21 protein-coding genes and 1 tRNA gene are annotated in these 14,863 nt (G+C 45.1%); 3 read left to right on the top strand and 19 right to left on the bottom strand.

Annotated features, from left to right (window positions below):
* Positions 1-90 precede the first annotated feature (90 nt).
* The 7 genes from CZ379_RS04640 to CZ379_RS04610 form a co-directional block, all read right to left on the bottom strand.
* Positions 91-510, bottom strand: coding sequence for a hypothetical protein (locus tag CZ379_RS04640; protein WP_110930587.1), 420 nt, complete (start codon positions 508-510; stop codon positions 91-93).
* Between the two features lie 28 nt (positions 511-538).
* Positions 539-991 carry a helix-turn-helix domain-containing protein gene (locus CZ379_RS04635; RefSeq protein WP_110930586.1) on the bottom strand — a complete coding sequence of 151 codons (453 nt, stop codon included), beginning with the start codon at positions 989-991 and terminating at the stop codon, positions 539-541.
* A 62-nt stretch (positions 992-1,053) separates the two neighbouring features.
* The gene (locus CZ379_RS04630) at positions 1,054-1,497 is read right to left on the bottom strand and encodes a hypothetical protein (protein WP_110930585.1); all 444 of its coding nucleotides are present in this window, start codon (positions 1,495-1,497) and stop codon (positions 1,054-1,056) included.
* Positions 1,498-2,352: 855 nt separating this feature from the next.
* The gene (locus tag CZ379_RS04625; RefSeq protein ID WP_110930584.1) at positions 2,353-2,565 is read right to left on the bottom strand and encodes a hypothetical protein; all 213 of its coding nucleotides are present in this window, start codon (positions 2,563-2,565) and stop codon (positions 2,353-2,355) included.
* Positions 2,562-2,870, bottom strand: a complete 309-nt coding sequence (locus CZ379_RS04620) for a hypothetical protein (RefSeq protein WP_110930583.1) — start codon at positions 2,868-2,870, stop codon at positions 2,562-2,564. Before CZ379_RS04620 ends, CZ379_RS04625 begins: the two co-directional genes overlap by 4 nt.
* Positions 2,871-2,874: 4 nt before the next feature.
* Positions 2,875-3,099, bottom strand: a complete 225-nt coding sequence (locus CZ379_RS04615; RefSeq protein ID WP_110930582.1) for a hypothetical protein — start codon at positions 3,097-3,099, stop codon at positions 2,875-2,877.
* Positions 3,100-3,208: 109 nt separating this feature from the next.
* Positions 3,209-3,571 (bottom strand): hypothetical protein, encoded by a 363-nt coding sequence (locus tag CZ379_RS04610; RefSeq protein WP_110930581.1) that lies wholly within the window; start codon positions 3,569-3,571, stop codon positions 3,209-3,211.
* Between the two features lie 169 nt (positions 3,572-3,740).
* On the opposite strand from CZ379_RS04610, the gene CZ379_RS04605 reads away from it, so the two are divergent.
* The gene (locus CZ379_RS04605) at positions 3,741-3,965 is read left to right on the top strand and encodes a helix-turn-helix domain-containing protein (protein WP_110930580.1); all 225 of its coding nucleotides are present in this window, start codon (positions 3,741-3,743) and stop codon (positions 3,963-3,965) included.
* Positions 3,966-4,206: 241 nt separating this feature from the next.
* Positions 4,207-4,467, top strand: coding sequence for a hypothetical protein (locus CZ379_RS04600; protein ID WP_110930579.1), 261 nt, complete (start codon positions 4,207-4,209; stop codon positions 4,465-4,467).
* A 243-nt stretch (positions 4,468-4,710) separates the two neighbouring features.
* Here the strand turns inward: CZ379_RS04600 and CZ379_RS25935 are convergent, their stop codons facing one another.
* From CZ379_RS25935 to CZ379_RS04560, 7 genes are all read right to left on the bottom strand, one after another.
* Positions 4,711-4,860 carry a hypothetical protein gene (locus tag CZ379_RS25935; RefSeq protein ID WP_199925468.1) on the bottom strand — a complete coding sequence of 50 codons (150 nt, stop codon included), beginning with the start codon at positions 4,858-4,860 and terminating at the stop codon, positions 4,711-4,713.
* Positions 4,857-5,903 carry a tyrosine-type recombinase/integrase gene (locus tag CZ379_RS04590; RefSeq protein WP_110930577.1) on the bottom strand — a complete coding sequence of 349 codons (1,047 nt, stop codon included), beginning with the start codon at positions 5,901-5,903 and terminating at the stop codon, positions 4,857-4,859. Before CZ379_RS04590 ends, CZ379_RS25935 begins: the two co-directional genes overlap by 4 nt.
* Before the next feature lie 645 nt (positions 5,904-6,548).
* On the bottom strand, positions 6,549-7,589 hold the full coding sequence (locus tag CZ379_RS04580) for a tyrosine-type recombinase/integrase (protein WP_110930575.1): 1,041 nt from the start codon (positions 7,587-7,589) through the stop codon (positions 6,549-6,551).
* Positions 7,590-7,729: 140 nt separating this feature from the next.
* Positions 7,730-7,820: transfer RNA gene (locus CZ379_RS04575), tRNA-Ser, on the bottom strand.
* 114 nt (positions 7,821-7,934) lie between these two features.
* Positions 7,935-8,165, bottom strand: a complete 231-nt coding sequence (locus CZ379_RS04570) for a DUF951 domain-containing protein (protein ID WP_110930574.1) — start codon at positions 8,163-8,165, stop codon at positions 7,935-7,937.
* 91 nt (positions 8,166-8,256) lie between these two features.
* Positions 8,257-9,159 carry a mechanosensitive ion channel family protein gene (locus tag CZ379_RS04565; protein ID WP_110930573.1) on the bottom strand — a complete coding sequence of 301 codons (903 nt, stop codon included), beginning with the start codon at positions 9,157-9,159 and terminating at the stop codon, positions 8,257-8,259.
* 10 nt (positions 9,160-9,169) lie between these two features.
* Complete coding sequence (locus CZ379_RS04560; RefSeq protein WP_110934240.1) at positions 9,170-9,403, bottom strand: putative Se/S carrier protein; 234 nt, start codon at positions 9,401-9,403, stop codon at positions 9,170-9,172.
* A gap of 163 nt (positions 9,404-9,566) precedes the next feature.
* On the opposite strand from CZ379_RS04560, the gene yyaC reads away from it, so the two are divergent.
* A complete protein-coding gene (gene yyaC, locus CZ379_RS04555) occupies positions 9,567-10,175 on the top strand; it encodes a spore protease YyaC (RefSeq protein WP_110930572.1) in 609 nt (202 codons plus the stop codon).
* On the opposite strand, the gene CZ379_RS04550 is transcribed toward yyaC, so the two are convergent.
* The 5 genes from CZ379_RS04550 to noc all read right to left on the bottom strand — a co-directional run bounded on the left by CZ379_RS04550 (position 10,147) and on the right by noc (position 14,803).
* Positions 10,147-10,647 carry a DUF4446 family protein gene (locus CZ379_RS04550; RefSeq protein ID WP_110930571.1) on the bottom strand — a complete coding sequence of 167 codons (501 nt, stop codon included), beginning with the start codon at positions 10,645-10,647 and terminating at the stop codon, positions 10,147-10,149. The two genes, yyaC and CZ379_RS04550, sit on opposite strands and share 29 nt — an antisense overlap.
* Before the next feature lie 23 nt (positions 10,648-10,670).
* Positions 10,671-11,828 (bottom strand): aminotransferase class V-fold PLP-dependent enzyme, encoded by a 1,158-nt coding sequence (locus tag CZ379_RS04545; protein WP_110930570.1) that lies wholly within the window; start codon positions 11,826-11,828, stop codon positions 10,671-10,673.
* Between the two features lie 322 nt (positions 11,829-12,150).
* Entirely contained in the window at positions 12,151-12,990 is an 840-nt protein-coding gene (locus CZ379_RS04540; protein WP_110930569.1) for a ParB/RepB/Spo0J family partition protein, read from the bottom strand.
* On the bottom strand, positions 12,983-13,744 hold the full coding sequence (locus CZ379_RS04535) for a ParA family protein (RefSeq protein WP_110930568.1): 762 nt from the start codon (positions 13,742-13,744) through the stop codon (positions 12,983-12,985). The genes CZ379_RS04540 and CZ379_RS04535 overlap by 8 nt, the downstream gene beginning before the upstream one ends.
* A 240-nt stretch (positions 13,745-13,984) precedes the next feature.
* Positions 13,985-14,803 (bottom strand): nucleoid occlusion protein, encoded by an 819-nt coding sequence (noc, locus tag CZ379_RS04530; RefSeq protein WP_110930567.1) that lies wholly within the window; start codon positions 14,801-14,803, stop codon positions 13,985-13,987.
* Between the last annotated feature and the right edge of the window lie 60 nt (positions 14,804-14,863).

Here is a 14,863-nt window from a genome sequence, read left to right as displayed (position 1 = left end):
GCGTAATGTTTATTCTTGTTTATTCGTTGTTGTTAGTTCGTTCTTATTACTTTCCTATAAACGGATTACGACGGTTCCCGTATTCGGGGATTAAGCCGCTCCGTTAATGGGAATCGGCTCCTTGTTCGGGTAAAAAAGCGGCAGATAAACCTTCTTGACGTTTCCGCTCCAAGGAAGCAATTTCGTTATCAAAAGCCCCTCAATCTCTAATATCTGACAAAGCGGTTTAATTCTATCTCCGTGAATCCCCGTATCTTGGCGAATCTTCTCGACGGTCGGATACGCCCACATGTAATAGTCGTTGGATTCCTTTCCGTTTGCGTACGAATGGAGATATAGCAGCAGGAATATCGCATCCCGCGCGTCTCCCTTCCGGTATTTATCGCCTAACTCGCGCAAATGAACACGGAAGAGGTCGTGAAGAGACGGGGAGTACCCGCCTCGTTCACTTCCTAGTACATTCTCTTTCTGTTTAATTGCTAACTGTGCCAGTTGCTGCAGTTCGCTCATGCCGCATTCGCCTCCGTTCTCTCACAACTTAATAGGTAACAAAATACGGTTCCCCCAACTTATCACATAAATCAATAGCGAGAGTACAGTTCGCGTCAAAGTCTCCGATATCAAATTTAGCTAGTACTGGCCCTCCTATTCGCGACACTGTGACTGCAGTTTCGTCTCCCAACTCCCAATCCACAACTAAACGAGCCCCCACACCGTGAAGCTCTGGCGCATGAACGTGCTTACTAAAACCTGCTTGCTCGGCCTTGTGTAAATACAGGAACATTTCGTAAGCTTTTTCGATCACCCTGGCCGCCATTACCGGAGTTCCGTTTTCAAATCTCCGTAGCGTACTTTCGCTAATACCGATCCCGCTCGCTACAAATGCCGCCGATAGTCCGAGGCTTTCCCGCGCGTCCTTAAACGAACTACCAACCAACGCCCATTCTAAGCTCTTTGCCTGTACGTAACCTTCGCGTGTCATCATTTCCATTGTTCATCGTCTCCTTATAAAATTATTTGAATGCTCCTAACGTCCGCCAAACTATAGACTCTTTACGCTGTCTCTTCGTACCCTGTAAATGCTTCGATATATTTTACGAGCTCTTCTCGAAGACTCGCGGACGGTTCATAAATATAGCTACCGACCAATTGAACAAGCTCCTGCAGCTCTTCCACACCTGATTTAAGATCAAAGTGCAGCGACGTTGTGCGGTCATTAATCGCAATTTCTGCTCTTTCGTTGAACAACGCGACTATACGCTTATACTTTGTTTTAATTTCCGGAGCGTACGTTAGGGGCGGGGCTTCCTCTATTAGCTCGACAACTTCCGATACAAAACAGCTAAGCTCAACGACATGAGAGACCAGTCCCTTTACCGCGAGTTGAATAGCAGGGACAGTAGCCGTGCCGGGTTCTTCTCTTTCTAACCTGTCAAGAATATTACTTTTATGCGCTCTCTTCCTAATAGCCTTTTTAAAACAAACTACTTCGCCCATCTCATCGTCTCCCTTATCGTTAATTTATAGTGAGCGGAAATTCCGCCTTACACTCTCTCTAATACATCCGACACAGATCAGTGACTTGCACACTTTAAGCAAATTAATTTTGTGCTTACTGTAATATAGAAAGTTAGGAGCCCGCTTCGCACAATAATGAATATATTATCTGGCCCTCACTTACCTTGTTGCCGCTCGGCTCTGTTTCGCACACTTTTGCGGAATTAATACCGGCAGCTATCGTATTATTGCCGGACACATTTCAATCCGCACATTTTACGCAAAAATATTATTGTGCTCATCTATAAATAGGCACAAAACAAGCGCGATTTGGGACATCCCTCCGAGATTTTCCTGCTCATAACACATACGGACAGAACCTTCATAAATTGGGACAGAGCCCCGTTATATTTCGCCTTCATAATATAATAAGGATAGAAATCCCGAAATATGGGACATCGTTTGTCATGCTGCCGCCTCCTAATTCGTTTACTTTATATAGGGACATAAACAACGTGAAGTGGGACATTGTTCCGAAAACAATTTCGCGGCTACTTAACCATAAAAACGACGTCCGCAGTCTGACCGCACACTTTTACGGAATTTATTTTCGTTCCTCTCACTATATTCCAACGGACTCCGCCATCGTTTCGCACACATTTTGTCAGAAATATTTTTCGAGCTTAACGAGTATTACCGCAATTCTCGGCTAAAAGGGGACATCGTAGCAAAAAAAGGCGCCCACTTGGCACGCCCTTTCTACTGAATAAGCCGGAGGGGCTGCCGAAATGTTGGCGCATCTGGCAACCCCGTCCGTATTTCCTCCGCTCATCGACCGTTGGCGCGGCCGCGGCATCATCGGAATGTCGGTGTATTCTCGTACGCGACCGGTGTAAACTCGTCTGGCTGCGCGTCAATACCTACGAGCGCAAGGTCACGGATCGCCTCCTCAATGGCAAGCGCCCGGAGCTTGTCCTTCGATACTTGGCGCGGGGTATAGACGTTAAGTGTGATCCGCCAGCCGTCGCGATCAAGGACGCATGTGTAGCGGTGTTCTTCCGTAATCATGACGTGACCTCCTTAACTCCGACCGATACCGCCAAAAATTCGAGCGCGGTCATACCGGCGAGTTCCTGGATGGAGATATGTTTAGGTAAAACAGCGTCAAATAATAGTTGACCCGGTTCATTGCTGGAGTGTATCTCCCCGTCAATTTCCACCACGCGTTCAACTATTAAGTACGTACCGGGCGCACTTAGATCGATAGAAACCGCGACCGACTCGGACAGCCTAATCCCATCCCGTGTAAGCCTCCCTACCTCGCCTACTGCGACCATGTCTTCGATAATCTCCGTTACTTTTACAAAGTCCATCCGCCTATCCCTCCAATGCCGCGATTAGTACGTCAAGCTCGTCATCCGCGGTATAGATTTTTTGGAGCGCCTTTAGGCTTATCGGGCTTTCAAGACAAAGTCCATCCGGGTCAATGCGGTCATCGCACAACCGATAAATAACCGCACATTCCGCTTCAATATCTATAAGTACAGCCAAATCCTCCCTAATGATAAACGCGTCGCAGCCTTTAATTTTAATTTTCCTCATACTAAGTTCCTCCTCGATTTTTAATATGTGAGTAGCCGCAGCTCAATCCAGTTACCGCCGCTCGTTTTTACGTAAAGCTTTCCGTCAATTACCTTTCCTGCGTGAAATCTCATAAGCCTATGTCCTCGATTTCAAGCCGGATATTTAATTCGCGATGCCAGCGACGGGAACGCTTCTTATTGCGCTTAATGTGTTGGTCAAGGTCTGATTGCGCGCTTTCCAGAACCAACGCAAGGTGATTGATTCCGGCCAGTTCGTCTTTTACTACGCGACGCTTGCGGAGAACGTCCTGCAGGAGTAGCGCGGCATAATAGCCGGAATCTGGCGATAAGTCGACCCGTTCAAGTTCGTGATAAATGTTCGAGATCGCTCGGTCAAAGTCGGATAACATCCGTGAAAGGCGATCCCGTGTGACCTTCGCCTCGCGGGTCAGTTCGCGGTGACGTGCGTTTAATGGTTGCGCTAGTTTCATACTCATTCCTCCTAATCCTAAAAATGGGTGCAAAGAACTAGCACAAAACTATGGCGTTTTGTGAAAATAGGCTGTATACTATCAATTGTACGCATATGCGTACATTACTTGGTTCGATTATAACGTACGCCTATACGTACAGTCAATACCCAATTTGGAGGTTTTTATAATGCCATTAAAAGTAAAGGTCACACTAGGAGACTTATTACTAGAAAAGGGAATGTCTTTTAACGAATTGTCGGTAAAATCTAAAGTACGACGCGCGGCAATTTCGGAGCTTGTAAACGGTAAGCGGGAGAACATCAACTTCGAACACATCGCGAAAATAGCGGAAGCGTTGGGAACTACTGATATCAGCCAGATTATTATGCTTGTAGAAGATACTGAACATTAATTACATACCGACCGCCGACTAAGGCTCGGGTTCAACATGAACCTGACCTCGTGAGGTCTTTTTCGTGCGTTTTTGACGGAAAATTTACGGGGAATTAGCCGCCTTAGACGCGGATAGGTAGGAACGGAAGGGTACGAGGTTAAAGCGGTTAAATCACGCGTTAATTTTAGCCGAGCAAAAAGAAGGTGATAAATACCTGTCTATTGAAATCATACTTATACCATATTTAGGAGGCGTATAAATGATCGATCGCAAAGAAGTAGTTCAAAAATTAGCCAAGGATCTCGTTTCATCAATGAGGGAATATCAGGCATCTGAACTGAGAGACCCTGATTATAGTGAAATTAAAGAATATAATCTACTAGATGGGTTAGAGGAGACTATTTTTGATATGAACCATAGAGGAGGTATATATTCAGAATATAAATTAGATATGACCGCCGTGACATATTGGAAAGATATTATCACAGCAAAGATTGAGGTTATAGGGATCGTAGGATGAATAAGTTTAATGCGCGAAGTTTCGGCCGTTCTTGAAGAATACGATGAACAAAACAGTAATTCTCGCTATCAAGCTCTTTTTAATAGCTGTGCAGATGGGATTTCTGGATGGATTATTTAGAGTAATACATACTATTTTTTTAAAAAAAGGCGCAGACTCAACGGAACCTATCCCGAGAATCTGCGCCCTTCGTTTCGTTCAGCGCGATTTATGCGCCCTATTTACGATCTATTCGATTGTATCCTAGTCACTTACGCCGCTACTATCCCCGCTGTTCCCATCCGCGTACCCCTCCGCCAACATATACGCAACACACGCGCCCACGGCACCGATCACTCCCGTTACCTGCAGCGTTACGGATTCGCCCGCCCCAGCCGCAGCCAAAAACATCACTTGCTATTTCGTTTTCTCTTCCGCTCCCTATTCAGCGGTTTGACCACGTCGTTGATCGGAGAGTATAGCTCATGCTGCGCTTTAATTGCGCGATCAGACAAATGCGTATATTTCATGACCATGCGGAGGTCGGTATGTCCGAGAATACTTGCGAGGTGTCGTAGGTCGCCGCCTTTTTCAAGGAACATCGTAGCCGACGTATGGCGGAATAGATGCGGATGTACCCGAACGTTCAATCCTGCGGCTTTAGCGTGCTGTTTTAGGCGATCTCGAAGCCTATCGTCGCGGATTGGTTCACCGTAATTGGTGACGAAGACATACTCGGTATCAAAATCCTCATTCTCTTTGATGAGTTCTTTCAGCAAGCGCAAGGTTCTCTTTGTTACCGGGACTGCTCGGCCCTTTCGTGTCTTTACTATTTTTTCATCAAACCAGATCATTCCGAGTTTAAAGTCGATATCAGCCTTTTTGATCGACAATATCTCCCCAATCCGCGCAAATGAATCAATTAATACATTCATTGCAACATAATCCCTAAATCCAGCGTAGGTTTTGCGATCTGGAGCGGCGAGAAGTTTCTGTAGCTCCCCTACCGTGAGCACGCGTATCTTCTTCTCAGGTTCGTGTATTTTCTTAATTCGCGCACACGGATCATGATCTATATGGCCTTCCTCATTTAGATAACGAAACATTGTTTTTAGAGGTTTAATCTTCGTATTTACTGTAACTGGCGACAGTCCTACGGTCTTATCCTCCTCCGACTTATGTGCATGTCCCTCCCACTTTCTTTTACCATGCAACATCCAAGCTATATAAGACCGAAGCAAATCCGGAGTGACTGCGTTAAACGTTCGCTCGACTCCGACATTCTCCATGTATTCGGTCAAATAACGGAAGCCCTCGCTGTACATTTCGAGAGTTCGCGGAGAGCGCCCTTCTGCGACCTTCCCCGCGTAGAATATGTCAAATAGATCATCTAACGGTTTATTGGCGGCCTTGCTGGAACGGGTGAACTTATAATTTTTTCCTACTCGCTTATCCATTTAAAAACCTCCTTAATTTAAAAAAAAATAATCAAGAAGGATATTAACATGTTGATATTTTGAACCACAATGTGTACACTTAATATGACAAAACCGATAACGAATTTATCGCTATCGGCAGGTTTGCAAGGTAAGGGTATTAGATTTAAAAACGTAGAGTGCAAGACGCGCAGTAGTCGGTTTCTCCGCCAAGAGACCGGCTACTTTTTCTTTTCTAATGCCTTAAATAAATCGAGAACAAACTTCATTAATGATAGCATTAGCATCATTGCTGCTATAATTAAAGTTATAACTTGATATGTGTCCAGGGTTTCACCACCGAGCCTCTTACCTCGCAGTTATATTATACCAAGCTATATCTTGTTAAGGCAACATTAAAGGATGTCCACATTTTGATTTACGAGTTTTGTTTACTTATCAATTCGCCGCCCTTTTACGCTTGTACCGGAGCGCTTTATATTGCGCTAAGGCTGTCTTATATGCGTCAACAAATAAGCCTACCGGATTGTCAACATTGATCCGCGGCAAATTAGTGCGTAAGTCAACCGTTATCGTAGCGTATTGATCCGCGGCTAGATCGATAACTTCCGGATCGAGGCGACCGGGAAAATGGCGTAGCAATGCCGCCTTTGCGTTCTGTTGCCATTAGCGTCCGCCCTCCCGTTTCATAATCCGCGCAAGAGGCGAATGCTTCCGGTGCTCGTCCGCTATGCTTTCCTCGCTAATCTGGACGTACTTGCGAGTCGTCGCTATGTCCGCATGACCCATAATTTTTTGAAGGTGAAAGATACTCATTCCATTCTCCGCGGCCATCGTTGCGAAGTTGTGACGTAGGACATGCGGCGACACATTACGGCCGAGCTTCGCCTTTTCCGCGTACTTATCAAACGCCTTTTGAATCGTCTTCTCGCTTAATTGCTCGCCGTAGTTGGTCGTAAATACATATGTAGTTTCGAAGTGCTGCGCCGACTCCGTAATTAGCTGCTTCAATAGGCGCGCTGTCTCCGTTGAGAGAGGCAAAACGCGAGACTTGCGGTTTTTATTCTTCGCGGCTGGAAGTACGATAAGTTTCCGCACGAAATCAATTTCCGGTTTTTCTAACGCACAAATTTCATTCAGGCGGAGGCCAGTATCCAAAATTAACGTCATAATAATCGCGTCTCTCCACTGTGCCCACTGTTGACGATCCGGTGCCTTTAAGAAGCGGTAAAGCTCATCATCGGTCAACGGCGTAACTGTATCGACGTCCTGGCGCATTAGAGACAGGTTAGCGGCTGGATTGCGGTCTATTACCTCCTCGTCGTACAACACGGCAAAGAACGTCCTTAGAACGCGAATACGCACGTTTACTGATGCCGGAGACAGGCCGCGCTTTCCCTTCATAAATTCCGCCTTAAAAGGATGACCAGCGTAATATTCCTTATCGTTCGCGCACCAAATCACATAGTCGCGAAGCATGTCCGCAGTAACGTCCATAATCGTTACCTCTCCGTGACGATCCTCGGCCCATTCGATAAAATAGCGCATATTCTTAACATAACCTTCGATAGTCCGCTCTTTTAAGTTATTGGCGCGCTTTACCTTAACCACGAAATCAACCGCTTCATCAAGCGTATAAGACGGCAGGCCGACATCCGCAATGGGCGTCCGCTGATTTATCGTCTTCTTTCCCGTACGTTTATCCATAATAAAAAGCCTCCTACGCGTTATTAACGTAGAAGACTTCGGAATCATTCAGGTATGTTCGGATCATCTAGCGCTCTCTGCGTCCAGTTTCCGTACACATAACGTACTGAAAACGTGATAATGACGCGGTATACGAGAGATGGCGGAAAGGGTGGGATTCGAACCCACGCACGCTTTGACACGCCTAACTGATTTCGAGTCAGCCCCCTTGGACCTCTTGGGTACCTTTCCACAGCACTAATGAGCATATCATAAACCACTCAATTTTTCAAGCGAACATGGGTTCCTTATTTTATGTGTTTATTTAAATAATTATGCCTCAATCACCCAACAAATAATTATCGATTAAGATGGATCTTGGGTTGTCATCCCCTCTTCTCCAGTTGCGGCCGGACGAATAACTCTTCGCATATTTTTCTCAAATTTTGCTCTTGGGACGAGTACACTGTGCTTACAGCCAACACACTTAATCCGGATATCCATCCCCATACGAATAATTTCCATCTCATTGCTGCCGCAAGGATGATTTTTCTTCATCATGACCACATCGCCCAGCCCAAACGATTTACGCTCCATCTACATTCCTCTCCTACTTCTTCCTTAATTATTTTAAATTACCGCCGATTTAAGATGAATATTCCATTCTTTATATTAAAATAAAATATGTCTATTCCCCATCTGTCAGTGCTAACCCTTCTGCCTCTTCAAGGGCCTGCTTAACATAGGTCTGAATTTGCCGCTCCATTTCTTCTCTCCTCGCCGGCATGCATTCTATTGCAATGCGGATGACAAATTCGCTGGCTGACAGTGACTGAAGGCCAACCACATGCGGTGCTTCAGGGGTATAAGGATCATTCTCCTTCAATTTTAGCATCGCCCTTTTCAGCAAGCTAATACTATCTTCGAGTTTCTTCGTGTTGCTGAATGGAAAATCCACAACAACCATTGCGTTGTTTAACGAATAATTCGTCACGTTGGTAATCATGCCATTCGGGATAATATGCACTTCGCCAGTCCAACTTACAAGCCGTGTGGAACGAAGCCCAATCATTTCTACCGTCCCCTTGAGGCTGCCAGTTTGAATCACATCGCCTACCGCAAATTGATCCTCCAGTATGATGAAGAAGCCTGTGATCACGTCCTTCACCAGGCTCTGAGCCCCAAAACCAATGGCTAAGCCGAGCACCCCAGCTCCGGCAAGCAGCGGCGCAAGCTGAAAACCGATTTCGCCAAGTACGAGCATGACCATAATGAAGTTGCTTGTAATCCAAGTAATATTTTTAAGCAGCTCACCTACAGTAACTAACCTGCGAGGGTTCACCTTCAATCGACTGTGCTCCTTTTTCTCTAAAGAGCGATCGATGATCCGATAAATGACTCTAATAAATATTCGCGTCAATATAAATATAACAATGATCCGCAAGGCTGAAAACATGACCATTTCCCACATATCTACATTGGTCAACCATTCCCACAGCTTATCCTTCCAGGTTACAGCCGCCTCAAGCGCTTCTTTGGCAGTGTCTACTTTCTCAGAATCAATTTCTGTCATAGTAGTTAGTAGTGCCATCTACATCCTCCTACAATTCGATGTTGTCATAACCTGATTTTAATGGGGTGTAGATTCCCCGTATATCCACTTGCTCTTGAACGATGATCTCCTTTACAGTAAGAAGCGCTTCCTCTGGAAATCGAATCGATAGAGCGCAACCAGCCGTGATTTCTTTCGGTGTCGGAAACAGGTCGATTTCGATTTCTGCATATTCTAGCAGCATCTCGGCTCTTAATGCTTGCTGCGTTGAATCAAACGCCATGACTAACCACGTATGCACTGCTTTAGCCCCCTATTATAAGCGATACTTTAGTCGGAGTATAGAAATGTTCTTTTTTCCATATACTATCTATTATTCCTAATAGCATATATTCCGGTGCTCCGGCAGCTATAACGGATAATTCTAAGCGGAAAGGGAGATTTCGATGTCTCAGCTAAATCCTTCGCACACAGGACAAGAGATTCCTTATTTAAAAATACCCCATACAGAGCCGGGCATTCATTCCGCCATCATCCATCGATTGCTGCTTCACCTTGCACAAATCGCACCCGGACAGGAAATCGTCGTCGTCTGTATTGGCACGGATCGTTCAACCGGTGATTGCCTCGGCCCTCTAGTCGGCACTTCCTTGTCCAAATATAAATGCCCATACTTTCATTTGTACGGTACATTAGAAGAGCCTGTGCATGCAATGAATTTGAAAGATACTCTCCAACAAATAAATACCACATTTGTAGATCCTTATATCATTGGAATTGATGCCTGCCTCGGTCAAACCACAAGCGTTGGATCGATCCAAGTCGTCCAAGGCCCTCTGCGTCCTGGAGCAGGCGTTAATAAAGAATTACCGCCGGTTGGCGATATCCATCTTACAGGCATCGTCAATGTCGGCGGCTTCATGGAATATTTTGTGTTGCAGAACACTCGACTTAGTCTAGTCATGCGGTTATCTGATATTATTGCCAGTAGTCTTTATTCAGCCATTAAAGAATGGCATAAAGGATTTATCCCCCTTGCGCGGCAAGAGCAATAACCTCGACTTCCTCTGGAGAAAGCGCATGCGGGGATTCCCCTTTGGTTAACGGTTTGGCATATACATGAGAGCCATCCCGGTTATATATACTAGTCATGACGACTCCATCCTTCTCGTCATTTATAAACGCGATGGAAAAGCTTAGATCATTTCCACGCTCGGCAAAAGCGTTATAGCGCTTCATGCCGATTTTTGCTTTCTGCTTCGGCACCAGCATTTGAAGCTGTTCGAGGATTTTCTGCTGCTGCTCCTGTGCATCCTCCAAATTGCCTTGCTGCAACTTCAAATCGATGAGCAATCCCTCTAGGTCTTCTACCCCCGCACCCTGCATCATCAACTCATATTTACGACGGATCTTCCGGAGCTTACTGCCTTGAAGCAAATTCCAGATGAGCAGCCAAACCACGACGATCACTAATCCAATTACAACCCATACTAACTGCTCCAGAATGAGCTCATTCCATTCTTGCATGCTTCCTCTCCCCTATGTTTATGTCATTGATCCGAAATTTTCCGCATGGCTAGTACGAATGACTCAACCTCTTTCTCCGTCGTATCAAACCCTACGCTAGCTCTAACAGCGCCGCCCTCTGATGTTCCTGCGGCCATATGTCCAAGTGGTGTGCAATGATACCCGGCGCGGACAGCGATACCATATTCTCTATCTAACAGAAAAGCAACTTCCGCAGCGTCTCTGCCTGCTACATTGTAAGACAGAAGCCCTGTTCTTGGTTCACCCAGCTTCGGGCCAAGCAAGGATATTCCCGGCATCCCGGCTAACTCCTCCATCATAAATTGGACAAGCTGCCACTGCCGTTCATAAATTTGTTCTGCCCCATATTCGAGAACAACATTCACGCCAGCTGCCAAGCCGGCAATGCCAACCGTATTCGCTGTACCCGCCTCATAACGATCTGGCCGGACTGTAGGCTGCTCTAGCTCTTCGGATTGACTCCCTGTCCCTCCATGCAGCAGCGGCTCTAGCTCTACCTGAGGAGAAATATACAAACCTCCTGTGCCCTGTGGACCAAGCAAGCCCTTATGCCCTGGAAAGGCAAGCAAGTCAATTCCCATCTCTGCAACGTGAATAGGATACGTCCCAGCGGTCTGAGCCGCATCCACCAGAAAGATTGCTCCGTGCTCACGGGCTAGACGCCCTAGTTCATAAAGAGGCATAATACTCCCCAACAAGTTCGAGCTATGGGAACAAATAACCAACGTCGTTTCTGGACGAAATGAGGTTCTGACAATCTCCATATCCAATTGCCCCGAATCATTTACGCTCACATAATCGACTTCAATTCCAATAACTCTCTTTAAATATTCTAACGGTCTCCTCACCGAATTATGCTCGACCATTGTAGCAATCACATGATCCCCAGGCTTTAGCCAACCCTTGATGGCCAGGTTCAACGCAGCGGTTGTATTGGAGGTGAAAACAATGTCATTTGGATTGGATATGTGAAACAATGTCGCTAGCGATCGTCTAGCATTATACATTACCCTTCCCGCTTGAAGGGCCATATTATGATTCCCTCGCCCGGCGCTAGCAGCCTGACCATTAAGAATCTTCATCATGGCCTCCCCTACCGCCGGCGGTTTAGGCCATGACGTAGCAGCATGATCAAAATAAATGACAGATTGCTTTTCCAGAGAACTCCCCTCCTTAACTTAGCAGCCTTTGTCTAACTTTTTTTAACTCTACTTAAACTATCAATTTACAGCCATTTTGCTAATGTCATATCGGCGATTACTTCACTCAACCCTCTAGTTTTTAAGATCAAAAAATGACATACCCCTCCGCTGCAGAGACTGAACATCCCTCAGACAAGACGAATATGTCATCCGCAATAACATTAGATAAAAGCTGTCTTTCAATGTACTTTGAAATGAACCAGACTGCGTTTTGCAGCAGCATTTCTAGTAATTATAGCAATCTTTATACCCGCTAAACTACACAGATCCTAAATTTTTCTCAAGAGAGTAGATCAAGTAATCTTTGAAGATCTTGTTGACTATAATAATTAATTTCAATTTTACCTTTATCTTTACTTGCTTTAATCTTCACAGTTGTTTTGAACCTTTCGCGCAGGCTCCCTTCAACTTCTTCTATAAAAGGATCTCGCCTCTGAGATACTGCTTTCTGCTTATCCTTCTTCTTGCGATCTATCTGTTGAACTGCATCCTCAAGCTCTCGTACACTCCACTCATGATCGATACATTGCTTAGCTAGTTCCTTAATCGTCGTTGTATCCTTCAAACCGACAAGAGCTCGGGCATGTCCCATGGATAATGTTCCACGTGAAACATATTCCTTCACTTCTTCCGGCAGCGATAACAAACGCAGGAAGTTTGCTATATGAGAACGCGACTTGCCTACCTTCAATGATAGCTCTTCTTGTGTAAGCTGGAATTGATCCATTAAGCCCTGATAGGCTACCGCAATTTCCATCGCATTCAAATTTTCGCGCTGCAGGTTCTCGATCAAAGCAATCTCCATTACCTGCTGATCTGAAAAAGATCGAACTACAGCCGGAATCGTATCATTGCCGCAATATTGAGAGGCACGGAATCGCCGCTCCCCCGCTATTATTTCATAGCCCTTCAAAACACTTCTAACGATGATAGGTTGAATGACTCCATGCTGGCGGATCGACTCCGCCAATTCACGAATAGCATCTTCATCAAATGTCTTACGTGGTTGGTACGGGTTGGCCCGAAGCTGATTCAGTGGAATATCCACCACCTTATCATCATCTTGAATGGAGAGTGATGGTATCAGCGCATCCAGACCCTTCCCCAATCGCTTACTCATAAGAGACCACTTCCTTTGCCAACTCTAAATATACTTCCGCTCCCTTAGACCGGGGATCGTACGTTATAATCGATTGACCATGCGATGGTGCTTCACTTAAGCGAACATTACGTGGAATAACGGTTTTATAAACCTTTTGTTGAAAATATTTTTTAACCTCTTCAATGACCTGGATTCCCAAATTCGTTCTAGCGTCAAACATCGTTAACAGAACACCTTCGATTTGAAGGGATGTATTTAGATGCTTCTGAACAAGACGCACCGTATTCAGAAGTTGACTCAATCCCTCAAGCGCATAATATTCGCACTGAATAGGAATCAATACTGAATCAGCCGCCGTCAAAGAGTTTATGGTTAGAATACCAAGTGATGGCGGGCAATCTATAAGTACATAATCGTACATATGTTTGACTTGTTGAATCGACTTCTTAAGGCGGACTTCACGTGAGATCGTTGGTACAAGTTCAATTTCCGCACCTGCCAGTTGAATGGTAGCAGGAATGATATCCAGCCCGTCCACCTGCGTTGAAGCAATCGCTTCCTTTGGATTGACTTCATTAATAAGCACATCATAAATACAATTGGCAACATCGGCCTTGTTGATACCGACTCCACTTGTCGTATTTCCCTGCGGGTCAATATCAATGAGCAGAACTTTTTTACCGATCGCAGCAAGTCCTGCCCCGAGGTTAACGGAGGTCGTCGTTTTACCGACTCCTCCCTTTTGATTAGCAATGGCAATGATTTTAGACAATCTATTTCACCTCAGTATCCGTTAAAAATCTTCTTGTAGTATGAATCTAGGCAGTATCCACTAAGCTGAAGCTACAAAAAGACAACAAAGTCATCCTATCATGTAATACTTCATTAATTAAGATCATTCCCGCTAGCTGCATGTTCGGTTAGATGGAAATGAACCCGGATGACTCAAGCCATTTTGCCGAAAAAGAAGCTGACCTTCAACCTCGCGGTTATGGTCAGCGAGAATCACACATTATCTTTTAGGAATTTGAATCACGATTTCATAGTGATCTTCATGATCCTTTTCTGAAGTCTTGATTTGCATTCCAGAGCCAGATACCATATCGATCGATTGACGAATGGTATTTAAGGCCAAGCGAACATCCTTCGAGAACGAAATCCGTCTAGGTGCCTTCTTATTCTTAGCGACTTCTTTATAAAAAGCTACCCTAGCTTCGGTCTGCTTCACATTCAATTCTTTGCTGATGATCTCATCCAATACCTTTAATTGGAGTTCCTCGGTATCTAATGATAATAAAGCCCGTGCATGCCGCTCCGTAATTTTACGTTCCATAAGCGATGTTTTCACTTGCTCAGGAAGCTGAAGCAACCGAATTTTGTTAGCTATCGTTGACTGACTCTTCCCTAGACGCTGAGCCAAGCTCTCCTGGGTTAGCTGATGCAAATCAATCAGGTTTTGATAAGCAAGAGCTTCCTCAATCGAAGTGAGTCCTTCTCGCTGCAGATTCTCAATCAAAGCGATCGAAGCGGCTTGAGAATCATTAAAGTCCCGTAAAATTGCAGGAATCGTCTCATAACCTAGCTTCACCACTGCTCGCCAACGTCTTTCTCCAGCAATAAGCTCATATTTATCATTTCGTTGACGGACTACGATCGGCTGAATGATACCATGCGTCTTAATCGTCTGGCATAGCTCTTCGATTTTATCGTCGTCAAAAATAGTTCTTGGTTGGTATGGACTGCTTACAATCTCACCAACCGGAATTTGTTTCACTTCATCTCCGCTGTTTCGTTCGGTAAAACCAAACAATTTCGAAAATTGTTCTTTCATTCCGTAAATTACCACCTAATTTCATAGTGTCATAAGGCATTGACCTTATGGGCTGCATTT

This window comes from Paenibacillus bouchesdurhonensis, from assembly GCF_900155685.1.
GTDB classification, from domain to species: domain Bacteria; phylum Bacillota; class Bacilli; order Paenibacillales; family Paenibacillaceae; genus Fontibacillus; species Fontibacillus bouchesdurhonensis.
This window is presented reverse-complemented; position numbering and strand designations above follow the sequence as displayed.